This window comes from Halomonas urumqiensis, from assembly GCF_003028575.1.
Lineage (GTDB): Bacteria > Pseudomonadota > Gammaproteobacteria > Pseudomonadales > Halomonadaceae > Halomonas > Halomonas urumqiensis.
The window spans coordinates 1,086,064-1,109,973 of the sequence record NZ_PYUD01000001.1; the positions used below are offsets into that span (position 1 = coordinate 1,086,064).

Annotated in this window: 29 protein-coding genes, 1 tRNA gene and 2 pseudogenes; 11 read left to right on the forward strand and 21 right to left on the reverse strand. The window is 62.4% G+C overall.

All coding sequences use genetic code 11. From position 1 onward, the window contains the following. Nucleotides 1–55 precede the first annotated feature (55 nt). From C6V82_RS04635 to C6V82_RS04660, 6 genes are all read left to right on the forward strand, one after another. On the forward strand, nucleotides 56–1,021 hold the full coding sequence (locus C6V82_RS04635) for an ABC transporter ATP-binding protein (RefSeq protein WP_102588645.1): 966 nt from the start codon (nucleotides 56–58) through the stop codon (nucleotides 1,019–1,021). Next, nucleotides 1,018–1,791 carry an ABC transporter permease gene (locus C6V82_RS04640; protein ID WP_102588646.1) on the forward strand — a complete coding sequence of 258 codons (774 nt, stop codon included), beginning with the start codon at nucleotides 1,018–1,020 and terminating at the stop codon, nucleotides 1,789–1,791. The genes C6V82_RS04635 and C6V82_RS04640 overlap by 4 nt, the downstream gene beginning before the upstream one ends. After that, complete coding sequence (gene queF / locus C6V82_RS04645; protein WP_102588647.1) at nucleotides 1,791–2,627, forward strand: NADPH-dependent 7-cyano-7-deazaguanine reductase QueF; 837 nt, start codon at nucleotides 1,791–1,793, stop codon at nucleotides 2,625–2,627. Before C6V82_RS04640 ends, queF begins: the two co-directional genes overlap by 1 nt. 114 nt (nucleotides 2,628–2,741) lie before the next feature. Then, nucleotides 2,742–3,302, forward strand: a complete 561-nt coding sequence (locus C6V82_RS04650; protein ID WP_102588648.1) for a nitroreductase family protein — start codon at nucleotides 2,742–2,744, stop codon at nucleotides 3,300–3,302. 55 nt (nucleotides 3,303–3,357) lie between these two features. Next, nucleotides 3,358–3,861 carry a YiiD C-terminal domain-containing protein gene (locus C6V82_RS04655; protein WP_102588863.1) on the forward strand — a complete coding sequence of 168 codons (504 nt, stop codon included), beginning with the start codon at nucleotides 3,358–3,360 and terminating at the stop codon, nucleotides 3,859–3,861. A 104-nt stretch (nucleotides 3,862–3,965) separates the two neighbouring features. Continuing rightward, nucleotides 3,966–4,053: transfer RNA gene (locus C6V82_RS04660), tRNA-Ser, on the forward strand. 104 nt (nucleotides 4,054–4,157) lie between these two features. Here the strand turns inward: C6V82_RS04660 and C6V82_RS04665 are convergent. The 19 genes from C6V82_RS04665 to C6V82_RS04750 form a co-directional block, all read right to left on the reverse strand. Further along, on the reverse strand, nucleotides 4,158–4,394 hold the full coding sequence (locus tag C6V82_RS04665) for a hypothetical protein (protein ID WP_102588649.1): 237 nt from the start codon (nucleotides 4,392–4,394) through the stop codon (nucleotides 4,158–4,160). Nucleotides 4,395–4,397: 3 nt separating this feature from the next. Further along, complete coding sequence (locus C6V82_RS04670; RefSeq protein WP_102588650.1) at nucleotides 4,398–4,694, reverse strand: hypothetical protein; 297 nt, start codon at nucleotides 4,692–4,694, stop codon at nucleotides 4,398–4,400. Next, nucleotides 4,691–4,981: a hypothetical protein gene (locus C6V82_RS04675; protein WP_102588651.1), complete on the reverse strand. Its 291-nt coding sequence runs from the start codon at nucleotides 4,979–4,981 to the stop codon at nucleotides 4,691–4,693. Before C6V82_RS04675 ends, C6V82_RS04670 begins: the two co-directional genes overlap by 4 nt. Next, nucleotides 4,968–5,162 (reverse strand): hypothetical protein, encoded by a 195-nt coding sequence (locus tag C6V82_RS04680; RefSeq protein ID WP_102588652.1) that lies wholly within the window; start codon nucleotides 5,160–5,162, stop codon nucleotides 4,968–4,970. Before C6V82_RS04680 ends, C6V82_RS04675 begins: the two co-directional genes overlap by 14 nt. Next, entirely contained in the window at nucleotides 5,159–5,362 is a 204-nt protein-coding gene (locus tag C6V82_RS04685) for a hypothetical protein (RefSeq protein WP_102588653.1), read from the reverse strand. Before C6V82_RS04685 ends, C6V82_RS04680 begins: the two co-directional genes overlap by 4 nt. Continuing rightward, complete coding sequence (locus tag C6V82_RS04690) at nucleotides 5,352–5,765, reverse strand: DUF5681 domain-containing protein (RefSeq protein ID WP_102588654.1); 414 nt, start codon at nucleotides 5,763–5,765, stop codon at nucleotides 5,352–5,354. The genes C6V82_RS04685 and C6V82_RS04690 overlap by 11 nt, the downstream gene beginning before the upstream one ends. A gap of 2 nt (nucleotides 5,766–5,767) precedes the next feature. Continuing rightward, entirely contained in the window at nucleotides 5,768–7,258 is a 1,491-nt protein-coding gene (locus C6V82_RS04695) for a hypothetical protein (RefSeq protein ID WP_102588655.1), read from the reverse strand. A gap of 167 nt (nucleotides 7,259–7,425) precedes the next feature. Next, nucleotides 7,426–8,301: a hypothetical protein gene (locus tag C6V82_RS04700; protein ID WP_102588656.1), complete on the reverse strand. Its 876-nt coding sequence runs from the start codon at nucleotides 8,299–8,301 to the stop codon at nucleotides 7,426–7,428. Beyond that, nucleotides 8,298–8,465, reverse strand: coding sequence for a hypothetical protein (locus C6V82_RS18090; protein ID WP_180978305.1), 168 nt, complete (start codon nucleotides 8,463–8,465; stop codon nucleotides 8,298–8,300). The genes C6V82_RS04700 and C6V82_RS18090 overlap by 4 nt, the downstream gene beginning before the upstream one ends. A gap of 602 nt (nucleotides 8,466–9,067) precedes the next feature. Next, a complete protein-coding gene (locus C6V82_RS04705) occupies nucleotides 9,068–9,463 on the reverse strand; it encodes a helix-turn-helix domain-containing protein (protein ID WP_102588657.1) in 396 nt (131 codons plus the stop codon). Between the two features lie 4 nt (nucleotides 9,464–9,467). Then, nucleotides 9,468–9,731, reverse strand: a complete 264-nt coding sequence (locus C6V82_RS04710; RefSeq protein ID WP_146009682.1) for a helix-turn-helix domain-containing protein — start codon at nucleotides 9,729–9,731, stop codon at nucleotides 9,468–9,470. Nucleotides 9,732–9,739: 8 nt separating this feature from the next. Further along, complete coding sequence (locus C6V82_RS04715; protein ID WP_102588659.1) at nucleotides 9,740–9,925, reverse strand: helix-turn-helix transcriptional regulator; 186 nt, start codon at nucleotides 9,923–9,925, stop codon at nucleotides 9,740–9,742. Nucleotides 9,926–10,014: 89 nt separating this feature from the next. Further along, nucleotides 10,015–10,818, reverse strand: coding sequence for a hypothetical protein (locus tag C6V82_RS04720; protein WP_102588660.1), 804 nt, complete (start codon nucleotides 10,816–10,818; stop codon nucleotides 10,015–10,017). 134 nt (nucleotides 10,819–10,952) lie between these two features. Continuing rightward, complete coding sequence (locus C6V82_RS04725; protein WP_102588661.1) at nucleotides 10,953–11,198, reverse strand: hypothetical protein; 246 nt, start codon at nucleotides 11,196–11,198, stop codon at nucleotides 10,953–10,955. 68 nt (nucleotides 11,199–11,266) lie between these two features. Further along, nucleotides 11,267–12,550, reverse strand: coding sequence for a tyrosine-type recombinase/integrase (locus C6V82_RS04730; RefSeq protein WP_102588662.1), 1,284 nt, complete (start codon nucleotides 12,548–12,550; stop codon nucleotides 11,267–11,269). 631 nt (nucleotides 12,551–13,181) lie between these two features. Further along, on the reverse strand, nucleotides 13,182–13,361 hold the full coding sequence (locus C6V82_RS04735) for a hypothetical protein (protein ID WP_102588663.1): 180 nt from the start codon (nucleotides 13,359–13,361) through the stop codon (nucleotides 13,182–13,184). Continuing rightward, nucleotides 13,358–15,865: a heavy metal translocating P-type ATPase gene (locus C6V82_RS04740; RefSeq protein ID WP_102588664.1), complete on the reverse strand. Its 2,508-nt coding sequence runs from the start codon at nucleotides 15,863–15,865 to the stop codon at nucleotides 13,358–13,360. The genes C6V82_RS04735 and C6V82_RS04740 overlap by 4 nt, the downstream gene beginning before the upstream one ends. 80 nt (nucleotides 15,866–15,945) lie before the next feature. After that, a complete protein-coding gene (locus tag C6V82_RS04745) occupies nucleotides 15,946–16,566 on the reverse strand; it encodes a Spy/CpxP family protein refolding chaperone (RefSeq protein WP_102588665.1) in 621 nt (206 codons plus the stop codon). A 144-nt stretch (nucleotides 16,567–16,710) separates the two neighbouring features. Next, nucleotides 16,711–17,151: a hypothetical protein gene (locus tag C6V82_RS04750; RefSeq protein ID WP_102588666.1), complete on the reverse strand. Its 441-nt coding sequence runs from the start codon at nucleotides 17,149–17,151 to the stop codon at nucleotides 16,711–16,713. Nucleotides 17,152–17,322: 171 nt separating this feature from the next. On the opposite strand from C6V82_RS04750, the gene C6V82_RS04755 reads away from it, so the two are divergent. The 4 genes from C6V82_RS04755 to cls all read left to right on the forward strand — a co-directional run bounded on the left by C6V82_RS04755 (nucleotide 17,323) and on the right by cls (nucleotide 22,247). Next, complete coding sequence (locus C6V82_RS04755; protein ID WP_102588667.1) at nucleotides 17,323–17,673, forward strand: hypothetical protein; 351 nt, start codon at nucleotides 17,323–17,325, stop codon at nucleotides 17,671–17,673. A gap of 73 nt (nucleotides 17,674–17,746) precedes the next feature. After that, nucleotides 17,747–19,426, forward strand: coding sequence for a multicopper oxidase family protein (locus C6V82_RS04760; protein ID WP_102588668.1), 1,680 nt, complete (start codon nucleotides 17,747–17,749; stop codon nucleotides 19,424–19,426). Nucleotides 19,427–19,505: 79 nt separating this feature from the next. Then, entirely contained in the window at nucleotides 19,506–20,369 is an 864-nt protein-coding gene (locus tag C6V82_RS04765; RefSeq protein WP_102588669.1) for a WD40/YVTN/BNR-like repeat-containing protein, read from the forward strand. A 480-nt stretch (nucleotides 20,370–20,849) separates the two neighbouring features. After that, on the forward strand, nucleotides 20,850–22,247 hold the full coding sequence (gene cls / locus C6V82_RS04770; RefSeq protein WP_219724524.1) for a cardiolipin synthase: 1,398 nt from the start codon (nucleotides 20,850–20,852) through the stop codon (nucleotides 22,245–22,247). Nucleotides 22,248–22,628: 381 nt separating this feature from the next. Here cls and C6V82_RS04775 read toward each other — a convergent pair. Together C6V82_RS04775 and C6V82_RS04780 are read right to left on the reverse strand one after the other, a co-directional pair. Continuing rightward, a pseudogene (locus tag C6V82_RS04775) lies at nucleotides 22,629–22,868 on the reverse strand (JAB domain-containing protein); the annotation flags it as partial. A gap of 591 nt (nucleotides 22,869–23,459) precedes the next feature. Beyond that, nucleotides 23,460–23,648, reverse strand: a pseudogene (locus tag C6V82_RS04780) (IS3 family transposase); the annotation flags it as partial. A gap of 68 nt (nucleotides 23,649–23,716) precedes the next feature. Here C6V82_RS04780 and C6V82_RS18160 point away from each other — a divergent pair. Next, nucleotides 23,717–23,878, forward strand: a complete 162-nt coding sequence (locus C6V82_RS18160; RefSeq protein ID WP_268248435.1) for a restriction endonuclease — start codon at nucleotides 23,717–23,719, stop codon at nucleotides 23,876–23,878. Nucleotides 23,879–23,910: the final 32 nt, after the last annotated feature.

Here is a 23,910-nt window from a genome sequence, read left to right on the forward strand (position 1 = left end):
TATTTGTCTTTACGGCATATCCGCCGCCCACCCTGATCATCATCAAGGATTGCGCATGGCCGAACCGGCTCTGTCCATCCGCGGCCTTACCAAGGTCTACGGCAATGGCTTCCAGGCCCTGAAGGGCATCGATCTCGACGTCGCCGAGGGGGATTTTTTCGCCTTGCTTGGCCCCAACGGCGCGGGCAAGTCGACCACCCTGGGGGTGGTCTGCTCGCTGGTACAGAAAAGCGCCGGCAAGGTGTCGATCTTCGGTATCGATGTCGACCGCGACTTTGCACGGGCCAAGTACCACCTCGGCGTCGTGCCCCAGGAGTTCAACTTCAACCAGTTCGAGAAGGTCATCGACATCGTGCTGGCCCAGGCCGGCTACTATGGCATGCCACGCCGTGAGGCATTGCCGCGCGCTGAAGAGCTGCTGCGTGACCTGGGCCTGTGGGACAAGCGCAACGGCAGCGCGCGGATGCTTTCCGGTGGCATGAAGCGACGCTTGATGATCGCCCGCGCGCTGATGCACCGCCCGCGGATCCTGATCCTGGATGAGCCGACGGCAGGCGTGGATATCGAGTTGCGGCGCAGCATGTGGGAGTACATGCGGCGCATCAATCGTGATGAGGGCACCACCATCATCCTCACCACCCACTACCTCGAAGAGGCCGAAAGCCTGTGTCGTAATGTGGCGATCATCAACCACGGCGACATCATCCGTAACACCAGCGTTCGCGAGTTGCTTACCGAGCTGGATACCGAGACCTTTCTGTTCGACCTCGCGCGCCCGGTGGATTCGCTACCGGACATCGCCGGTTTCGAGGTCAACCAAGTCGATTCGTCGCAACTGGCGGTGCTGGTGCACCGTGGCCAGCGCCTCAACGATATCTTTACCGCATTGGGCGAGCAGGGCATCGAGGTCGTGTCGATGCGCAACCGCGCCAACCGGCTCGAGGAGATGTTCGTCTCGATGGTGGAGCAGGGCAATGAGGCCCTCGACAAGGCCGCCGCCGACAAGGAGGTGCGCGCATGAGCCCGATGCAGATCGCCATCGCGTTGTGGACCCTGGTGCTCAAGGAGATCAAGCGCTTCACGCGCATCTGGCCGCAGACACTGCTGCCACCGTCGATCACCATGACCATGTACTTCATCATCTTCGGCAGCCTGATCGGCTCGCGCATCGGCGAGATGGATGGCTTCACCTACATGGATTTCATCGTGCCCGGGCTGATCATGATGTCGGTGATCACCAACAGCTACTCCAACGTCGCCTCGAGCTTCTTCTCCAACAAGTTCCAGCGCTCCATCGAGGAGATGATGGTCTCGCCGATGCCCAACTGGGTGATCCTCAGCGGCTTCGTGCTGGGCGGCATGGCCCGTGGCCTGGGGGTCGGGGTGATCGTCACCATCGTATCGCTGTTCTTCACGCGCATCAGTGTCGCGCACCCTATGTTGACCATCGGAGTGGTGGTGCTTACCGCGGCGCTGTTCTCGATCGGTGGCTTCATCAACGCGCTGCTGGCCAACAAGTTCGATGATATTTCGATCGTGCCGACCTTCATTCTCACACCGTTGACCTATCTTGGCGGGGTGTTCTATTCGATCTCGCTGTTGCCGGGGTTCTGGCAGGGCGTGTCGATGCTCAACCCGATCCTCTATATGGTCAACGTGTTCCGCTACGGCTTTCTCGGCGTCTCCGACATTCCGGTGGGCTGGGCGCTGGCCGCCATCCTCGGCTTCATCGTGGTGCTGTTTGGCCTGGCCCTGTGGATGCTCGATCGCGGCAAGGGGATTCGCAGCTGATGACACACCCTCGACCCGCTACCCTCAGCAACGCCCCGCTGGGCCGCGAATCCGCCTATCCCGAGCATTATGATGCCGGCTTGCTATACCCGATTGCGCGTGCCGCCAACCGTGCACCACTGGGTATCGAAGAGGACGCGCTGCCGTTCGTTGGAGAAGATGAGTGGTTCGCCTTCGAAGTCTCCTGGCTGAATGCGCGTGGCAAGCCGCTGGTGGCCGTGGCGCGCTTTCGGGTGCCCGCGGATTCGCCGAGGCTGATCGAATCCAAGTCGTGGAAGCTCTATCTCAACAGTTTCAACCAGACCCGCTTCCAGGATCGTGACGCGGTGATCGACACACTCAGGCGTGACCTGGAAGCGGCGGCTGGCGTTGCCGTGGATGTGGCGCTGTACGGAGTCGAGGACCCCGTATTGATGCCGCATGGCCTGCCTGGTGACTGCATCGACGAGCTGGATATCGCCGTCGATGACTATACACCAAGCGCCGGGCACCTGGCGGCGGGGGAGGAGATCGTCGAGGAGACCCTGCACTCGCATCTGCTCAAGTCCAACTGCCCGGTCACCGGCCAGCCGGACTGGGGCAGTGTGATGATCCGCTATCGTGGCCCGAAGCTCGACCGGGAGGGCCTGCTGCGCTACCTGATCGGCTATCGCCAGCACCAGGATTTCCACGAGCACTGCGTGGAACACATCTTCACCGACCTGATGGCCCAGGCCCGCCCCGAGCGCCTGCTGGTGCTGGCCCGCTACGTGCGCCGCGGTGGGCTCGACATCAGCCCATGGCGTGCCACGCCTGGCGAGCGTCCACCGCAGCCGATGCGGTTGGCCCGGCAATGACCTCAACCGTCACCTTCATCTGGGGCGGCCCCGAAGCTGATCCCAGGTGGGTTAGCTGATAGAGTGACGAGAAACGTTCTCGTCCAACCCAAGCCAAGCCAAGGGAGGCTCTTGATGGATGCGCTGACGCTGCTGCATGAACGCAGTTCCATGGGCAAGCTGATGGGGCCACCGCCCACACCCGAGCAACTCGAGGCGCTGTACAAGGCCGCGCTGCGCGCGCCGGATCACAAGGAAATGCGCCCCTGGCGGTTCATCGAATTCTCGGGAGAGGGATTGGCAAGGCTCGGCGAATTGTTCGCCGAAGCAGAGTTCCGTGAAGACCCGCATGCGGACGACGCGTTGCTGGTTTCAGCGCGCAAGAAACCCCTGCGTGCCCCCATGGTGATCGCGGTGATCGCCAAGGTCACCCCCGACGTGCCCAAGGTGCCGAGGATCGAGCAGGTGATCTCGGCAGGCTGTGCGGCGCATGGCATCTTACTTGCCGCTCATGCGCTTGGCCTGGGTGCCATGTGGCGCAGCGGCAAGTACGCCTTCGACACCACCGTTCGCAAGGGCCTGACCCTCGACGATGATGATGAAGTCGTGGCGTTTCTCTATATCGGCCAGCTCGCCGGTCGCCACAAGCCGTTGCCGGACCACAGGATCGACGACTTCGTGGAACGCTGGACCTGACACGAACTGACAATCGGAGCCGATGATCTCCAGCACCATCATGGGAGGCAACATCATGCGCGAGATAGGCAATCCCCACCCCAGGCTGCCATTGCCGGCACCTGGTCAGGAGGATGACCCTGCCGTCTTTCTGGCCTGGTTGCGCGAGGCGATTCCCATGGTCGAGCATCTTGGTATCCAGCGCATGGTACGAGATGACCTGACGCTTGCCTGGGAGCTGGCCCTGCCCCCCAGCCTCAACGACAAGGGAACCGGCTTCGGTGGTTCGCTCACCGCGCAGACCACCTTGCTGGGCTGGTGCTGGGTAACCCTGTGGCTGCGCCGCCACAGCCTGGCCCGTGACGTGGTGGTAGCAGAGGCCAGCCAGCGCTTCCTGGCTCCGGTAACCGACGACTACCGCATCACCTGCTTCCCTGAACACGACACCGGCCCGGTAGAGCTCGCCGACAGCCTGGCGGCCCGCGGAAGAGGGCGCATCGCCCTGATTCAGCAACTCTGGTGCGGCGACACACTATGCCTCGAAGCCCACGGTGACTACGCGGTACTGGCCGCTGATTGACCCGAAAACGGCTTGCAAACGCGCACTTAAGTCGATAACATACGCGCCGTTCTCGAGGGAAAGGCGCATGCAACACATGGCCCCACATTCGAGGATGACAATGCGGAGGGGTGTCCGAGTGGTCGAAGGAGCACGCCTGGAAAGTGTGTAAGTCGAAAGGCTTCGAGGGTTCGAATCCCTCCCCCTCCGCCAGTATTCTATGTAAATCAGCAGCTTATAGACGATTTCTTAGGCTGCCCAACAACCCGCCCAACATGCCAAAAACGGTACCGGGCGGGTTTTTTGTGTGCCGGGCATCAGCGGTTGCTTCGGTACCTGTCATGCCTGCCACGCGCTTTCCCTGGGGCAATCTTGTCGGCCAGGTCTGTATCCAGCTCCTCGATTCGCCTCTCAAGCCAGGCCACCGCGCGTTCGTCGCCGCGATGCAGAGCCCATTTCAGGCGCCGGTATAGGCGCTCGCGCTCCTCCTCCAGCCGGTCGGCACGATAAGCGGCGCTGTTGCGCAGGGCGTGGGCGAATGGGTCGCGAGCCATGGATCACTCCGGGTTGATCGGCAGGAACATCGGCACGCTGCCCTGGGGCAGCAGCGGGCGGACTGCGGCCAGGTGACGCTCACGCAGGCTGTCGTCATCCTCTCCAGGCTCCCGCATCGTCACCACATCATCGGCGCCGCCATGGCGCTGGAACATCCAGCCCCTCGTCGGCAGGGGCTTGCCGGCGCCCTCCTTGCTGTTGTCCGCGACGGTGATGAATACCGCCTCAACGCCATCAGCGGTGATGAATCGGTCGTTCTCCAGGCGCTCAAGGCGCTGCCTCAGCTTCTCCCGGCTCATCGGCTCATCCCCTCATGGTCGATCGCGAAGTAGACGGCAGCTCTCGCGGTGCTGGGCACCTCGCGGTGCATCGCCTTCATGCACTCACGGGCGCGGTCAGCAAGCTCCTCGTCAGACTCGCCGGGCAGGCGATGAACCTTCTGTGAGCCAATGGTGTTCTGGCCCATACACTCCCAGCCGGCCAAACCACGCTCAGGCGGGCCAATCCATATTTCTGGCAGATCCTTGCCCGCGGACTCCAGGGAAGCCAGGCGGCGCTCGATTTCGGTAAGGCTACTTCGTGCCATGGCTGTTCTCCATCTGTTCGGCCAGGCCGAAGCCCGATTTTCGGACATCGCCATCGCCGCCGGAAGCCAGGTCTGACAGCTCGTCCATGAGGTTGCTCACCTTGGCGACGTCCCGCTGAAATTCGCTCACCTGGGCGGTATGGGCCAGGGCGTCGAGTCGCCGTTGTAAGTCACGCCTCATGTCAGCACCTCCACGATGGGCCTGTGCCAGCCCTGGGCGGCGGCGAAGTTGAAGGCGCGGCCCTTGAGCTGATCAATGTCGCGACCAGCCAGTGTGGCGCGTCGCTGGCCTTTGACGACGATGGCGACCCGGTAGCTTTCCAGCGGGTCGGCGTTGGCCAGGCGGCGCTGATTGTCGCCGTATGGTCGTTCAGTGGACATTGGATGCCTCCTCGATGGCTTTCAGTCGGCGGTCGATCTCGTCAATTTCGGTTACCCGGGCCAAGGCGGCCAGGGCGTCCAGCAATGCTTTCCCCTGGTCGGGTGGTAGAGCACCGGTGGCCACGGCGGCGAGGATCTGCCGGCCCTGATCAGCCAGCGGCTTCTCCTCGTCCAGCTCGAAGGTCACGCAGGCATGAGCAGGGCGGACGGCGGGCACCAGGCGCTCGAGCACCAGGCGGCAGGCGTTCATGTCGCCGCCGCGGGCCACCTCGAGCACCTTCCGGGCCACCTCCTCGGCGTCACCCTCGAGCAACTGGCGCAGCTCGTCGGCCTTCCGTGGCCGTCCACTTGGGTTGCCGCTGGCCCCCTTGGTGAAGCGTCCTTTGCTGTCACGCTCTGCCATGCTTATCTCCCGCTTACTGCTGACGCGGCATCGGATAGCGCGTCCGCTAGCCGGGTGACAAAGGCGTCGTCACCTTCAACCACCCCTGAGGTGTCAGTGCCGTTCTTGTCGGTCACGGTGACGTGCACGGAGCCTCTCGACTTCGGTGTAGGTATCGCGCTAGGTGCGTCGCTTGCCACTCCCCCGGTCGGGAACTGGTCGGCGCTCATCGGTGTGATGCTGCTCAAGTTAAGGCCGGCAGAGGGTGTCGATGCGCGTTCAGGGACGGCGGTCTGTGAGGTAGTCGGGACTACCCCTTCCAGGGCGGCTCGGTGCGTCTGAGCGGCTTCCTCGACTACCTGGGCCGATGCCCTAGCAGAGTCACCGAAAAGCGCCAGAGCGCCGCTAGTGTCCACCAGTCCATTGAGTTCACGTTGGCGGGCCTCGAAGTTCCGGCGGAACGTGGGTGCCAGCTCCTCGAAGTAGTCCGCTACTCGGGCCACGTTTGAATTGCCGTCGGTCAGTTGGGACAGTTCAGCGTCGAACGCCTCTAATGCCTGTTGCTGTGGCGTCGGGCCTTCAGTGCCTAGCACGGTGGCTCGGATATTCGCCCCGAGAGCCTCGGCCTGGAGCTGTACCCGCTGCGCTTGCATCAGTCCGATACGAACCGCATCCACGGTATCGAGTAGCTCAGCCACGCCACGGGCGGCCCACTCCATGCTATCCACCACGGTTCCGGCAAAGCCTTGTGACTCCCTGGCGGCATCGTTGAACAGGTCGGCAACATCGTTCAGCGGTTGAGCAAGGTTGATGGCTATCTGATTCTTGATCGGCTCCATGATGCGCGGGATACGCGATAGGGCATCATTGGCCTGCTCTACCCTGGCAGCATCGACACGGGACAGGCTTAGGCCGTAGTCGTCCACCTCCTGGCGAGCCTGGCGGATACCATCACCCCCGGCGCGTAACAGGTTCACCATCTCCCTGTTCCTGATGCCGAGGTCACGCAACAGATTAGCGGTGTCGGCAGAGTCGAGCCCCAAGCCCTGCACGCGGTCGGCCAGGGTGGCTATACGCTCGTCGGCGTCCATGTTCGCCAGGGCATCGGCTGATAGCCCCATCCTGCCTAGTGCCTCGGCAGCTTGCCCACTGCCTAGCCGTGCTTCCCCTAGTCGGCTGTTGAGACGGTCAACGGCGCTGTTCAGGGTGCTGGTGTCGATCCCGGCATCATTGGCGGCGATTTGCAGCCCTCGGAGGCCGTCGATGGTGGAACCTAGCTGGTCGGCCATCTTCGCCTGTGCATCGACATAGGCCAGCCCATCCTTTGCCAGTAGGGTGAAAGCGGCGCTGGCAGCGGTTGCACCGGCAGCCAATCCGAGAGCCATTTTCTTGAGCGCAGCAGCCGAGACGACGCCTTGCTTTTCTACGCCATTAAGCTCGTTCCTGACACTGCGTAGGTTCCTCTCGGCACCCTTGCTATCTATGGCGATAGCCAGCCTGGATTCTTCGCTCATTTGGGCGGCTCCATGATGATCGGCTCATCCTTGCCGGTGTCGCGCAGGTAGGTTTCTGCCCTGACGCGGGCGCTTGTCTCATTCATGCCGCGAAACTCGATGCCACCAACGCGGGCTATCCAGCAGTTGAGTGATTCCAGGGGGCGCCTGCCTCGATACCTCATCTCTTACGCCTCCATGAGCACATCGCGGCTTGTGGCGGATGATGGAACAGGCTGCGTCATCGCTGGGTCGGCATCCGTCAGTTTCAGCGGCGTGGTCGGAATCGGCGCCAGCCAGTCATTGAGCTGATCAGCGACTTCGATGGTGGCGAATACCCGGTCGATCTCGCGGCCAAGCTCGGCGCTTTTGGTCAGGTCGCCAATGGTGGCAAGCTGCAAGGCCACACGGCGGCCAGTGATGCGGGCGTCATGGTGTGCAGATACCATGAGTTTCAGCATCTCGACGGCCTCGCTGTGCTCTGCACCGATACCGGCACGCTCGATGCGGTTTACCTGATTAACGTCCAGGCCGGTCAGCAGGTGCGAGGTTGAGCGCAGGACAGCGGCCACCATCTCGGGATGCTCGCCGTTCACCATCTGCCCCACCAGTTCATTCTTGCCGCCTGTCTCGCGTAGGAAGGCGCGCAGCTCTTGGTCACGCAAATGGCCAGCCACATCGTTGTCAGCCAGCGGCGTGAAGGGGCGAAGGCCGGTTGTTGCCGTGTCATAGATGCTCTGTATGTCGCCGGTCATCTGAGTGATGGCGGCGCGTGAACTGCTCATGACGGTATCGAGGATCTCGCGGGCCTGGCGCTCCTTGGCTGCGCTGGTCAGGTCGCTGTTTTGGCGGATGGTGTCGAGCTGGGCACTGTACTCGCGGAACCAGCGGATGGCGTCGAGCTGTAGATCCCGGGCGCTGGTAAGCGAACGGCCGGGATACCAGGTATTCATGCCGTCACGCATCCCACGGACAGGGAAGGCGGCAAGCTCTGCCCAATCCCACGCGGTGTAATGGACGCTGTGAACTCCAGCGGTGACGGTTTCGAGTTGGCGGATGGTCATTGAGCGGTTTCCTTGCGTTGTTCAGCAATGAAGACGAGCCAGCCGGCGGCTTGCACGTCACCTTGGTCGGCACGGTCCTGCAGCAGGCGCGTATAGCTGCGGACGGCTTCCTGGCTTGGGTTGAAGTTTCGGCGGCCCTTGGGGCGCCCTGGCTGCTGTTTCATGGCCGTAAATCCAGTATGGATACGCACACAGTATTAGCAGAATGGCCGGGGTATATCTATGGTTTATGTTGGGTCTAATGTTGGGTGATATGAAATGAATCCCCATAACTTAGGTGATTTGGGGGTTTGCGTAGGATGATGTGTCCGCCACTCCCAGATGGCGGCCTGTACGCAGGCACTCAACGATGCGGGGGAGGGGGTTACTCGGGGTAAGGGGCTGTGACGGTATCCGGGTCTTGATACCCAAGGGCGGCCCCAATCTGAGGCCCCCTTGCCCATACCTCATTGCGGCGCCACCTGCCGGGCATTTAAATACCTCAGATTGTAGGGATTTGATCCACGCCCAGCACTCGGACGCATTGCGGCGCGCGACGATTTTTGACCTCGATTGCCCCTTTCCCCCATAAATAACCTGACCCATAACCCCTAACCCCCTTGGTAACTTAGTAAGGTCTCCATTTTCTGGAGTCGGTAAGCGTTAAAAATCGGCCTGACTGCTCCATTTTCTGGAGCGTTTGAAGGCCAAGAAGGCGCCTCGCCACCCAACTGCTCCATTTTCTGGAGTGATGCACTCCATTTTCTGGAGACGGTAAAAATCGAATTCACTTGCTCCACCTCCTGGGGGGCACGTTCGTGTCGGCAATGTCGAGCTTGCCGTCACAGGGGTCGATAGGTTGCCAGGTGATCGCGTACAGGGCGCAGCGTGCCCCCGCGCGCCCTATGACGGCGTCGCGGGTCTTCACGATAAGCTGGCGCTGCTGCAGCTCCTTGAGTGCCTTGCCGAGCGTTGTGTGTGCCATGCCGCCCCAGCCTTTCATTGTCGTGTGGGTGGCCGATAGGTCGCCGTTGTTCTTCCCGTTGTACTGGGTCGACAAGGCCATCAGCACCTTGTGAGCGGAAGGCGACAGGGCGCGGAAGTCGTCGTGATCAGTGACCACCTTGGGCAGGGCGAGATAGCCGCCCTGCCACTTGGTTTTGGCGACGCCGTGCTTCGCCATACAGTCACCCTTCGGTGATGAGGTGGTAGCGCTGGATCGGCCGGCCCTCTGCTCGAGGATGCTTATGCTTCTCGATGCGGCAGCCTTTGGCGATAAGGTCGCGAACCACTGCCCGGGCATCAGCAATAGGAAGGGCCCACTGCAGCTCAGCGGCGCTCATAGGCCGTTCATGAAGGGCTTGTAGCACCAGGGCTTGGTGGGTGTTAGGCTTGATTTTGGAAACAGCTTTTGACGTGGCCCGGCCTCCCCCAAGGTCGGGCTTTTTCATGTCCATACTCATTGGGCCACCTCCTGGCGGGAGGCTTCCCACGCTTCTATGTCGGCCAGGCGCCAGCGGGTGCAGTTCTGTCCCAGTTTGATAGGGCGGGGGAAGTTGCTTCCGGAATCTCTGGCCCATCGCCATATTGTCGGCACGGACACGGATAGCCGGGAGGAGATTTGCTTGACTGTCAGATAGGTCATCGAGGGTCTTCCCGTTCTCTGTGAGTACAGGAAGAATCATGGCGGGTTGATTGTTAGCTATGGTGCAGGTGCAAAATGCAGATTGCAGACTATCGGCGTTTCTTGTTCTCCCATGCCTTGATTGCTGCGCTGATATGTTCTTTTAGCTTGCGGTCGCCCATCTTGGTTATGTCAGCCGGCATCGCTTCCAGCATATCTGTGACTATGCGCGCCACCTTTGGTCGTTCTCCATGGCGGTAATCAGGGCCACGCTGTCCCGCGTACAGCTCCGCCAGCAGGCCGAACACTTCAAGGGTTCTTAGCTCTACAACTTCGGCGGATTCGTTGGGTGCTGGTGCCTTGCAAATACCAGCCAAGAAGTCGGGCAACTCACTTTCTGCCCATCCAAGTGACATCAACCAGCGCGCGAGATCGGCGCGGCTTACATCAAAATCGAAATCAAGGTGCGTTTCGCTGATGCCGACCTGCTCAAAGTCGATAATGTCGGCCAGCTCATATGCCACGATCTCGTACTTGACAGGACGGTATTTGGCGCCGATTTGCTGGCCAGCTTCATCTATCTCCTTGGCTACCATCTCCTCCTTCATATCAGGTAGGCGCCTCCACACTCGGACCAGGCCCCTATCTTCTTCATCTGAAGGCTCAAGCTCACCAGCTATCACTGCGCGCTTAGCCCGGCCTAACCAGGCGCTCGCTCGAACAAGCTGCTCCGCATCTCGAACCTTGTGTTCATATGCCCATTCGATAGCGGCGAACGGTCCCCATAGCGCATCATCCATCGCTAGCGCGGGGCACTCCGGGTCCACCTCCCAAGGGTCAATTCCAGCAAGCAACAAACAAGCGTTGTCTATGCGGATATGGCTCTGAGAGCGCCATATGTTCATTGGTGTCATGCGCTACTCCTCACGCATCCTTTATGGGGTGAAAAGGCGGAACCATAGTCCGCCGCAATCCCTTTAAAAACAGGGGTCAAAAATGATTTGACCCCTTTACCCAACATCTAGGCCCACATAAGCAGGTTGGCGAATCAAGTCTTGCTAGGGTCGGGCGGTGCTGCGCCGGTGACGCGCCGAATTGCTTCGAGGTGATAAGACATGTTCTCCATCAAGCTGCACATGATGTCGTCATTCAGGACGTTGTGATCCTCTTGGCCGCCGAAGTGATCGATCAGCAGCTCAGACAATGCCCATGCCTGGCGAGCGTGAGCGTCGATTTTGTCGATTTTGTCGAGGTGGGTGCGGGTATTCGGTGCAGTGGTATCATGGTTTTGCATGTCGGCTTCTCCTGTTCAGTTGCCGATGTGTTGGCCCTGGGGTGTGACAGCACCCTGGGGCCACCTTGTCAGCCCTCTTGGGCTCGAATTGGCGTCACGTTCGCTTGTGTGGCGCCCTCGGCGCAGAATTGCGCCCAGTCCTTCATCAGCCGACGCCGCTTCTCCAGCAGGTCACCGCGCCGGTAGGCGGCCTCAGCCTTGTTCTTGATCGTGTGGGCCAGCGCCATCTCGAGTATGTCACCAGGGTAGGCGGTGCGCTCACCACCCCAATCCCTGAACGTCGAGCGGAAGCCGTGAGTGGTGACGACGCCGCCGGTGTTTGGATCTCGGTAGCCTTGACCCTCGGGCAGTGCGCCATCCATCCGCTTGATGACAGCGGTCAGGGTGTTCTCTGACAGCGCCTTGCCGCGGGTGGACGGAAATACCAAGTCGGTGCCCTCATGTCTTGGCAGGGCCTTCAACAGTGCCACAGCAGGCCGTGAGAGGGGTATGCGATGCTCCTTGCCTGCCTTCATGCGGTCGGCGGGGATGGTCCACAAGCGTGCCTCGAGGTCGATCTCGCCCCACTTGGCGCCCTTGGCTTCGCTGGTGCGAGTAGCGGTCAGGATCGTGAACTCCAGACACCTCGCGCCGCTGCCGTCCATTGCTGCCAGGTGGTGCATGAATCGAGGCATTTCGTCGATCGGCAGGGCAGAGTGGTGACCCTTGGTGGCCACCTTGTTGGGGTTCGGCAGGCGAGCATCGAGGTTGCCGCGCCAGCGGGCTGGGTTGTCGCCGGTGCGGTGTCCGCCGGCAGTGGCCCAATCCAGAACCTTCTCGACGCGACCCCGTAAACGCTTGGCCGTCTCGGTTTTGGCAAGCCATAGGTTGTCGCGGGTCAGCAACTCCTCGATGTCTGCCAAGGCGATCTCGTCAACGCGCTTCTTGCCGATGACAGGCGAGGCGTACGTAGCCAGCGTGCTCTCCCACTGGGCGGCGTGCTTCACGTTCTTGAACTCATGGCGCTTGAGGGCCAAAAACTTCTCGGTCGCCTCATCGAAGGTGAGGCGTTTGGTTTGTGCTCTCAAGGCGAGGCGGGCGGCACGCTTGGTTTCTACCGGGTCGATGCCGGAGATAACCTGCTCACGTAATGCGCGGGCCTTCGCTCTAGCATCAGCCAGGGGAACATCAGGGAAGCCGCCCAGACCAATGTCGCGTCGACGCTCACCAATCTTGACGCGCAACACCCACGAACGCCCGCCGGTCTTAGTCACCTGCAGTTGCAGGCCAGCCACGCCACCCACGGCATACAGGCCGGGGTCTGTGAGGCGCCTTACCTCGGCGGCAGACAATTCGCGGGCTTTCTTGGGCATCGTTCTTCCTCCAACTTCCTACCCAACATTAGGGAATGAATTGGATGATAGGCGATGAAACGGGATAACACAAGGAATGCGGCAGTGGTGAGGGATAGAGGAGGGCGGTGATACTTGATGACACCGGGAGAAGTGTGGAAGCGGCGGCCTCCCCCTCCGCCACAGAATATAGATAAGCCGCTGATTTAAGCGGCTTTTTCTTTGTCAGAAAGTTTTTGACCCACACTTTAACCCACACCCTTGTGTTGGCTTTCCCTGAATCGACCTGGAGCCTCTCGGGCAATACAGCTGCGCCTGGCCCATGGCGGTGGAACAGGTGACGCAGGATGAAGCGTCATGGTCATGCTCGGCACTAAGACCGCCACTCGAATGGGCGTCATCCGACATCCATCCGGTGACGACGCTGCAGTCAGGGGATGACGCCATGGTGGCGCCGTGACTCGATAGCGTGACCACCGCCAACAGCAGCGCGAGCAGGAGGGCAAGCCAGCGGCCTCCTGTGCGTTGCGTCAGCGATGTGCGTTCGAGTCGTGCCATTCTGGACTCCCCCTAATGTGGCCTTCAGGTTGCGCGAGTTTGTGCGACGCTGCATTGATCCTGAGCAACTTCCGCCGCAGCGGCCGGGTACCCATCAGTCGTCATGTCTGTGGCTGTGGCGATGGATGAACAGGTGCAGCCCCAGGCAGAGTCCCATCGGCAGCAGCAGTAGCCAGGTGCCAGCGCCGAAGGGGTTGCCGCGCCACAGCACGATGAGCATGGCCACGCCCATCAGCACCAGGCAAGCGGTCATCAACCAGTGGTGACGGTTCATGTCGATTCTCCTTGTGAGTTCTCTCGGGTGAAGCCCCGCTTGAGCAGCAGCGAGTTGCCGATCACCGATAGGGAGCTCGCCGTCATGGCAATGACGCCGATCATGGGATGCAGCAGGCCCACGGCGGCGATGGGAATGGCCGCCACGTTATAGGCGCTGGCCCAGATCAGGTTCTGCACGATCTTGCCGTAGGTAGCGCGGGAGAGGTGCATGGCGTCCACTACAGCGGTCAGCTCGCCACGTACCAGGGTCACGTCCGCTGCCTCGATGGCCACGTCGGCCCCGGCGCCGATGGCGATACCCACGTTGGCCTGCTTCAGCGCCGCGGCGTCGTTGATGCCGTCGCCGACCATGGCCACGTGGTTGCCGTGCTTTTTCTGCAGCGCGCGGATGGCCTCGACCTTTCCCTCCGGCAGCACGCCGGCCTGGACCTCGTCGATGCCGACCTCGTCGGCTACGGCCCGCGCCGCACGCTCGTTGTCGCCGGTGATCATCACCACGTGCAACCCCAGCGCGTGCATGCCGCGAATGGCCTCCTTCGATTCCTCCTTGAGGGTGTCGGCCACGGCAACCAGCCCCAGGGCCTGGCCGTCGGCGGCGACGATCACCACGGTGCGCCCCTTGCCCTCGAGCTTACCGATGGCGCCATCCAGGGCGTCGAGGCCCTGCACACCTTCCTCTTCCAGCAGGCGGCGATTGCCGATCAGGACGGTCGCGTCGTCGACCCTGCCCGAGACGCCGCGGGCACCGGTGGAGCGAAACTCAGTGACGTCCTTGGCTTGGATATCGCGTTCTCGGGCTCCGTCGACGATGGCCCGGGCGATGGGATGCTCCGAGGCGTTCTCGACGCTCGCGGCGAGGGTCAGCAGGCGCGTCTCTTCGATACCCTCGGCGGTCACCGCCTCGGTGAGCGTTGGCTCCCCGCGGGTAATGGTGCCGGTCTTGTCGAGCACCATCACCTTGACGTCCTTGAAGGTCTGGATCGCCTCGCCGGAGCGGATCAGGATGCCTCGTTCGGCGCCGATGCCGGAGCCCACCATCAGCGCCGTGGGGGTAGCCAGGCCGAGTGCGCAGGGGCAGGCGATGACCAGCACCGCGACGGCGGCCAGTATTGCCAGTACCGGCGTGGTGGCCTCGGGATTCACCCAGGGCAGGAAGGTCGCGCCCCAGTCGAGGATCGGTCGCATTATGTCGGGAACCAGCAGCCACACGATCAGGCTGGCCAGGGCGATCAGCAGCACTCCCGGTACGAACCGCCCGGTCATGCGATCGGCGAACTCCTGGATCGGCACCCGGGAGCCCTGGGCCTGGTCGATCAGGCGGACGACCTGGGCGAGGAAGGTGTCGCCGCCGACCCGAGTCGCCTTGACCCGCAGCCGTCCCTCCTTGTTGATGGTCGCGCCGATTACGCTGTCGCCGAGGCTCTTGTAGACCGGGATTGACTCGCCGGTGGCGATGGACTCGTCGAGATGGCTCTCGCCCTCGACCACTTCACCATCGGTGGGGATCTTGTCACCGGGACGCACGATCATGATGTCGCCGGGGGCCAGCTCCTTTACCGGCACCTCGACCTCCTCGCCGTCGCGCTCCACCCGGGCCGTCTTGGCCCCCAGGGTCAACAGGCGGCGGATGGCCTGGGAGGCGCGCCCCTTGGCCAGGGCCTCCAGGTAACGCCCCAGCAGGTGGAAGGTCATGATGGTGGCGGCCATCTCGATGAACGAGGTCATGGGGTAGACGAAGCCGACCAGGCCGATCAGGTAGGGCGGCAGGCTGCCCATGGAGATCAATACGTCCATGTTGAAGGTGCCATTCCTCAGCGAGCGCCAGGTCGACCTGTGAGTGGCGAAGCCGCCGTAGAGGAACACCACCGGAAAGGCGAGCAGGGCGACGATGGCCAGGTAGCCCGGGATCGGCTGCCAGAACATGTGTGGCATCATCAGCAGCATGATCAGGGTGGTGGGCAAGGCAGCAATGATCAGGCGGTTGCGGGCCTGGGAGAGATAGGCCTCCTCGATCTCGGCATCACCCTCGCTTGTTTCCTGCTCCTCCGTCTGCACTGCCGCCACGTCGTAGCCAGCGCCTTCCACGGCGCGCTTGAGTGCATCGCCATCGGGGCCATCGGCGGCGACGGTCACCGATACACGGTGGCTGGCGATGTTGGTGTCGATCGAATTGACACCTTCCAGCCGCTCCAGGGTGCTACGGATGATTCCGGCGCAGTGGTCCGAGCCCATGCCGGGCACCGTCAGGCGAATCTGTGGCTTGCCGGTACCGCCGCTGACGGCGGCCACATCGTAGCCGGCGCCCTCGACGGTGGCCTTGAGGGTATCGCCATCGGGCCCGCTATCATCGAGGGTCACGCTGACATGGTGGTTGGCGATATTGGTCTGGATCTCGCTCACGCCATTGAGGCGCTCAAGCGTCTTGCGAACGATCCCGGCGCAGTGGTCGCTGCCCATGCTGGGTACCGTCAGGGTGATCGTTCTGAACCTGGTGTCGCTCATCACGTGCCTCCTGCAGCTGTCGCCGAGTGGACGGCCAGGGTTGGTCGTCCTGGATGTTGCGTGCTCAGTGACTGTACCGATCAGTGATGGGCATCATGGTCCTCGGGGTCCACGTTGGCGGGTGTCGCCTGGCGGAGCTGCTCGCGCTGCTCATCGGTCATGAGGTCATGCATGGCGTTACGCATGCGCACCATCTCGGCCATCATCTCGCCGTGCAACTCGGCCATCCGGCCGTGGAGTTCCTGTACGGCTTCCGGGTCGGGGCGCTCGCCGTGCATCGCCGTCATCAGGTCGTCGCGCAGGTTCATCAGGCGCCCCATGCGCTCGAACTGGGCGGGGCGGTGACCCTGCATCAGCTCGCGCATCTCGCTGCGCTGCTCGGCGTCGAGCATCTGCATCATGCCCATACCCTCGGCCATCATCGGGCATGGCATCATTCCGCCCATCATGCCGGGCCCCATGCCACCCTGGCCGCCTCCCATCATCATGCCGGGCCCCATGCCGCCCTGGCCGCCGCCGCCCATCATGCCGGGGCCCATGCCGCCCTGGCCGCCGCCGCCCATCATGCCGGGGCCCATGCCGCCCTGGCCGCCGCCGCCCATCATGCCGGAGCCCATGCCCTGTGCCGTCGCGACACCCGTACCGGCGAGGGCGAGGGCTAGGGTCATGCCAAGGGCGGTGGTCTGCTTGCGAACGTTCATCTCGGTTCTCCTGTGGACGGAATCGCCCACTACTGAGGGGAGCCATGGGCTCCGTGATACGGGAAACTGCAGGCCCGAGACGCTGGCGCCCAGGCAGAGGTGCTCCATCGAAACTCAACTCGACGGGGGAGAAGGGGAGGTCGCTCAGGAGCGGAAGCGCTGGGTCAGCAGATAAAGCGGCGGTGAGGCTCGATCACGCGGCCTTGCACGGGGAGCGCCAAGCGCGTTGATGACATGCGGAGAGGGCCCGAAGGCCAGAAGCATCAGAATGAGCAGGTCAGGAGCGGGATCTGCTGTCTCGCTTCGGGGCAGCGCAGCCGAGGCGTGGCGGAAGCCCTGGCCGTGGTGACAGTGGGGATGCTCGGTCGGCGCCGCGAGCTGGCGTGCGGACGGCATGGCGTCGAGGGCGAGCGCCCAGTCGGTCTGGGTCTGGTGCTCGGCTGAGCCAGAGAGTGCCCAGGGATGGGCATGCGCCTGGGACGCAGACACGACCATCAGCAGAACCAGCATGAGTGCCATGCCCAGCCACAGCGGCAGGCCACATGGGCCTGATCGCGCACTGTTGTCGGGCGTGGGAAGACACATGGCATAGGGCTCGCGAGTGGTCGGGTGTAGTCCTTACCTTAGTCCAGTGGCATCGGCTGTCCATTGATGCATGTCATGAAATAATGGACAGTAAACCTGTGTGCAGGGCTTAGGTTGCTGGCGACCCGGAGGTCGTGGAATACTTCCCCCACTACTGCTGCAATGGCTGTCATGTACCCCATGCACCGCTCCTTCAGTTCCTGGTGGCTCTGCCTGACAATGGCCCTGGTGATGGCCATTGCTTCGCCCGTGGCGGCGACCGGGCACCATGGGGATACCGCCTGCCTCGATGGCCTGGTCGGGCCCGAACAGGACTCCTCCTGGTACCAGGCAGGCGTTACCGACGCGGATGAAGCGGACACTTCGCAGGCCCCTCCCTGCTGCCTGCCCTGCGCTCAATGCGCGGCGGCCATGGCCTCGGCGCCCGAGGGTTTCATCGGGTTGACCGTATCGCGGGACGAGCACGATCACGGCAGCCCGGTGGGCTCTCATGCTCCCTTCGAACGTCCTCCTCGTAGCTGAACCTCTGCTCCCCCTGATGGCACTGTGGGTGATCGTCCCGCAGTGAGAGTGTTCATGTCTCGAGGACAATCCAATGCAACGTCGCGACTTCCTGCGCTACTCGGCCCTTGGCGGCCTGGCGCTGTCATCGGGCGGCTATATCTTTGCCGCCTCTCGCAAGCATCCCCACACCTCGGCCGGTGGCCTGGCGCCGCTGCCTGAGCGCGGAGCGCCGCTACGCCCGCTGCCGCGCATCGTCAACCTGAGTGAATCAGCCGGACGTTTTCGCAGTGCACTTACCCCGGCCACCCATACGGTGCCCTTGAGCGATGAGCTCGAGGCCAGGCTATGGCTCTACAACGGCAAGGTGGCGCCGCTGATCGAGGTGCGCGAGGGCGACGAGCTGGACATCACCCTGATCAACCAGCTGGAGCAGGAGACCACCCTGCACTGGCATGGCGTGCCGGTTCTCCAGACTGAGGATGGTGCCCCCTGGGATGCCGTGGCACCGGGCGATTCACGTCAGTATCGCTATACCTTTCCCGAGGGCAGCGCCGGGCTTCACTGGTTCCACCCGCATCCCCATGAAGGCACCGCCCGGCAGGTGGCCCACGGCCTGGCAGGCGCCCTACTGGTACGCCCGCCCCAGGATGTATTGCCCGTGGAGATGGAGGAGCACCTGCTGGTGGTCAGCGACCTGCGCCTGACGGCGAACGGTGAGGTGGCGCCGCATACCGACGAGGACTGGATGAACGGCCGCGAGGGCGAGCTGCTGCTGGTCAACGGCCAACGCGAGCCGCGTCTCGATGTCGCACCGGGCAGCACCCTGCGCCTGCGGTTGATCAATGCCTGTGCCGGACGCTATCTGCGCCTGCGTCTGGACGAGCACGAACTCACCCTGATCGGAACCGACGGCGGGCTGATCGAGCACCCCCAGCCGCTCGAGGAACTGTTGCTGACCCCGGGCGAGCGTGCTGACCTGCTGGTACGAGTGAGCGGGCAGGCTGGTGGACGTTTCCTGCTGGCCAGCCACCCCTACGAGCGGGGCTGGATGGGCGAGAGGCCGCCGCACCTCGACGAAGTGGCGCCATTACTGGTGATCAACACCCTCCATGCCGGCGTGCAGCCCGCCGTCAGGCTTCCCGAACGCCTAGGTCGCGTCGAGCCCTTGGGAGAACCGGCGGTGCGTCGCAAGGTGGAGTTCACCGAGGTGATGCCTGGCCATGATGCGCATGAGGCGGGGCATGGCAACGGCCATGGCGACCACGCTGCGCACGGCGGTGGTCATGGAAATCAGGGTGAACATGCTGCGCACGGCGGTGGTCATGGAAATCAGGGTGAACACGATGGCCATGGAGGCCATGGCGGTCACGCTGCCCAGATGGCGGAACACGCTGGTCATGGAGCATCGGCAGGGCAAGCGTCACGCCCCGAGGTGGAGTTCCTGATCAATGGCCGGGCCTTCGCCATGGACGAGATCCTGTTCGAGGGGCGGGTCGATGAGGTGGAGGAGTGGGAGGTATTCAACAACTCGCATATGGACCACCCCTTCCATGTGCATGGCACCCATTTCCAGGTGATTGCCACCCGCGATGCTGAGGGTGCGTGGCGAGAGACTCCCTGGCTGGCCTGGAAGGACACCGTCAATCTGGCCCCCTACCAGCGTCTGGCACTTCGCATGGTGTTCCGCGAGCCCGGCGACTGGCTGTTCCACTGCCACATTATCGAGCACGAAGAGCTGGGGATGATGGCGACCGTGCGTATCCACTCCTGACCGCTTTCCCGAGTGCCGGCACCATGCGGTCACATCGCCTGGTGCCGGCTCCCTTGTTTAATGATGAGGAAGTGATGACGTGATCCATTACCGATGGCTGCTCGTGGTGGCCGTTCTGGTGGCGCTGCTGGTGGGCTGTTCTCGTGAGCCGAGTGGCATCAGTCTCGAGCAGATGAGACAGCAGACCCACATTCACGGTCTGGCCTTCGACCGGTCCGATAGTGAACGGGTGTGGCTGGCCACCCACCATGGTTTCTATGCCATTGGTCGCGATGGAATGGTCCGGCGGGTCTCCGATGAGGCCCATGATTTCATGGGATTCGCGCTCCACCCCGAAGAGGCTGAGACCTTCTTTGCGAGCGGCCACCCTGCCAGGGGAGGCAACCTCGGGGTAGTGATGTCCACCGATGGAGGTCGCAGCTGGTCCCGGCATGCTTCCGGCGTTGATGGCCCGGTGGATTTCCATCAGCTGACCATCAGCGCGGCCAGCCCCGACACGCTCTACGGAGCCTATGCCGGCCAGCTCCAGGTCAGTCAGGATGGCGGTGCCAGCTGGCAGATTCGAGCCAGGGCCCCGGCCGGACTGCTTGCCCTGGCAGCCTCGAGCCGCGATCCAGAGCAGCTCTATGCGGCCACCCAGAGTGGGCTCTTGATGAGCCCGGACGGTGGCGAGCGCTGGCGTCAAATCCATCCCGAGCGCAGACCGGTCAGCCTGGTGGTAATCCATGACGGACAGCTCTATGCCTTCATGCTCGATGTTGGCCTTCTGCACGCCGAGGAGGGCAGTCGTGACTGGGAGATGCTCAAGCGAGGCTGGGGGGATCGCTACCTGTTGCATCTGGCAGTGGATCCGAGCGACCCACAGCGCCTGATAGCCGCCGACGACCTCAATCAGCTGCTGATCAGCGACAACGGCGGACGCGACTGGTCGCGTCTCGAGTGAACCGGGAGATACCGCATGTTGCAATATCCCAATATCGACCTGGTGGCCATCAGCCTGGGTCCTTTCGCTATTCACTGGTATGGCCTGATGTAGGTGGTCGGCTTCGTCGCCGTGGGCATCGCGATCACGATCGGCCTGGAGTGGCATGCTACGGCGTTCCAGCAGCGCTGACAGTATGCTGAAGGGATGCCTACCCTGCGCTGCTGGGGACCGGGCTCATGCCGCTGCTGCAGTGGCTGCTGCTGCCGCCGCTGGTGGCTTGGCTGGCACGCCGCCAGATCGTCGGTGAGGCGTGCTTGCGGAACAGCGCAGGCCGTGCATCGGGACCCGGCGGGATGACGAGTGAATCGCTGAGGAGAGCAAGCCCATGAATGAGTCGTGTCAGAAGGAGCGCACTTCATGAGCCGGAAGGAGGGGGCAGCGGGAGCACTGCCACTGCCGGCCGAGCGGAGTCGACCCTGGCGCCGGTGGCTGCTGGTGATGGGCATCGCGCACCTGGTGGGCCTGGCCTCGTCTCTCGATGCGATGATGTCTAGTCGCACCTCTCAGGGCGCCGTGGCCTGGATCGTTTCCCTGAATACGGTGCCTTACGTAGCGGTGCCGGCCTACTGGGTCTTCGGGCGGACGAAGTTTCAAGGCTATGTGTCTGCCCGACGCGACGAGGATTCGGCCCTGGGGCAATCGCTCGCCGACAAGTTGGCGGAGTTGCGCTCACATGGTGCTTCGGCGGCACACTCGGACAAGCACCTGGTGGGCGTCGAGCAGTTGGCCAAGCTGCCGTTTTTGGGCGGGAATCACGTCGAGTTGCTGATCGACGGCGAGGCGACCTTCGAGAGCCTTTTTGCCGGCATCGAATCCGCCGAGCGCTACCTGCTGGTGCAGTTCTATATCGTGCGGGCCGACGCGGTGGGCCTTGCTCTCCAGAATCGACTCATCCAGAAAGCCCGGGAGGGGGTGGAGGTCTATTTCCTCTACGACGAGATCGGCAGCTATGCGCTTCCGGGAAGTTATCTCCAGGGGCTGGAAGAGGCCGGAGTCCGTGTGCACCGCTTCCACTCCACTCGTGGCCCTGGCAATCGTTTCCAGCTCAATTTCCGCAACCATCGGAAGATCGTGGTGGCCGACGGTGCCCGAGCCTGGGTCGGAGGCTTCAACGTCGGCAATGAGTATCTTCAGGGCCACCCGCTTATCGGCCCATGGCGTGATACCCACCTGATGGTCGAGGGGCCGGCGGCTCTGGCGCTTCAGCTGGTGTTTCTCGAGGATTGGCACTGGGCCACCGAGGAGCTCCCCGAGTTGCCCTGGTTGCCTGTGGTGCCAAGCCACCATGGCGTACCGGTGCTGATTCTGCCGACCGGGCCTGCGGACCGTTTCGAGACCGCCAGCCTGATGATCCAGCAGGCGATCCACGCTGCCCATGAGCGTATCTGGATCTCTAGCCCCTACTTCGTGCCCGACGAGGGGGTGCTGTCGATGCTCAAGCTGGCCGCCCTGAGCGGCGTGGATGTGCGGGTGCTGATCCCGGAGCGCCCGGACAACCCTCTGACCTACTTCGCCGCCTACGCCTTCCTCGACTCTCTGCTGGAGGCAGGGGTCGAGGTCTATCGCTACGAAGAGGGGTTCCTGCACGGCAAGGCCTTTCTGGTGGACGACATCGGCGCGGCAGTGGGCACCGTGAACCTCGACAATCGCTCTTTTCGCCTTAACTTCGAGGTGACGGCGATGGTGATGGACTCAGCGTTTGCAGCCGCAGTAGAAACAATGTTCGAGAACGACTTCGCCCGGTCGCGGCTCATGCAGGCAGGGGAGGTCGAGGAGCAGCCCCTGTGGCATCGGGTGGCGGCGCGGGGGGCGTATCTACTGGCGCCGGTGCTTTAACCTGGATATTGACAGAACTGTTCCATCCAGGGCGCCGGCCTTGTCCTTCCAGCGCTGATGGCGTTTTTTACGGATTTTTTAGCTTTGCCTGTGGTGCCATGAGGTCCATTGAGCGTCCTCAAGCGCGTCGTGACAGGTGAACATGACCATGGTGAGCCGTTGGCAAGACATACAGGAGCAGTGGGGCGACTGGGCGCCTATTCTCAAAGTGCTGGGCGGCTGCGCGCTGCTTGGCATTCTCCTTTCCTTGGCGCTTTGATGTGCCGAGCCTGGTGACACGGCTCAGGGATTGCACCCAAGAACCAATAAAGAAGAAGCCTGGTATGCCGGTGCCACCCCGCAGGGCAGCACCGGCGCTATGTCGTGATCACCCATTGGGCCCTACAGGTCTCCACGCTCCGCCAACGACACACAGCGGTCGCTCCCGACCACGATATGATCGATGCCCGCCCCTCCACCAACCCCAGCGCTTCCTTTAGCCGTTGAGTGATGCGTCGGTCGGCGTCGCTGGGCTCGGGATCACCACTTGGGTGATTGTGGACCAGGATCACAGCCGTGGCGTTAACAGGCCAGCGCCTGCTTGACCACCACACGGGGGTAGACGCTGGCCGAGTCGATGGTGCGAAGGGAGGCTTCGAGACATGCCGGTAGATCAGCTGGCGCGAGGAAGTGCAGCGGCGGGAGGTCGCCTCGCTGGTAGAGGGTGTCGCACATGCGCACGCCACCGATGTCAGGATCGAACAGGCACCCGATCTCCAGGTACTGCTGAAATGCCGGAGCCAGCAAGTGGTTGGTGATGCTGTTGCCGCAGCCGTAGAGGATGATAGCGCCCTCCCTAGCTCGAGCCGATGGTGCATTCACATTAGCATGCGATCGGCTGCGGTTTTGAGCCAGCTTTCAGCCGGTTAGCATGCTTAGAAATGATGATGGCAGTATAGCTTCTCACCTTGAGATGGGTTGTCAATGACTTTTCCTGCCATTGGTTCCTAATCGATTCATTCATTACCACAATGGTCATATGACCGCTTAGTTTATGCTGTCGGCATGCGGCGATGGCTTGCTTGGGTCAACATATTTCAAAAGTGGAGCCGAGGTTAGGGGGAGGGTGCCATGCCGAAGAATGTACGGCGGCAGAGTCGAGATATCTTCGACTTCTTGTATCTTTGGTTGAGGGATACGAATTTTTGAATCGCCACGGATATTCTAGATATTCTAGTCACCCGTCAGGCTCTGAAAATGGCGCCGTTTGTACTCGACGGGTGACAGGTCATCACTCGTACTTTGACGGCGCCTTAGGTTGTAGAACATCTCAATGTAATCGAACACATCGCGCTTGGTGGCTTCCCGCGTCGAATAGATCTTCCGCTTGACCCGCTCCCGCTTGAGGAGCTGGAAGAAGCTTCACCAACGGCGTCGAGCTCACCGCTGGAGAGGTCACCGTCGATGTCACCGAGAAGCCGGAGAACCAGCTGGATCAAGCCTACAAGGCCAAGCGCCATGTCTTCGACTATGTGGTGACCGATTCCAAGATCGAGCGGGACTTTGTCGAAGAGCTCGACACCGGCAAGGAAGTGGTCGTCTATGCCAAGCTGCCGAAAAGCTTCTTTATCCCGACCCCGGTGATCAACTAAAACCCCTCCGCCACGAATATCGAAAAAGCCTC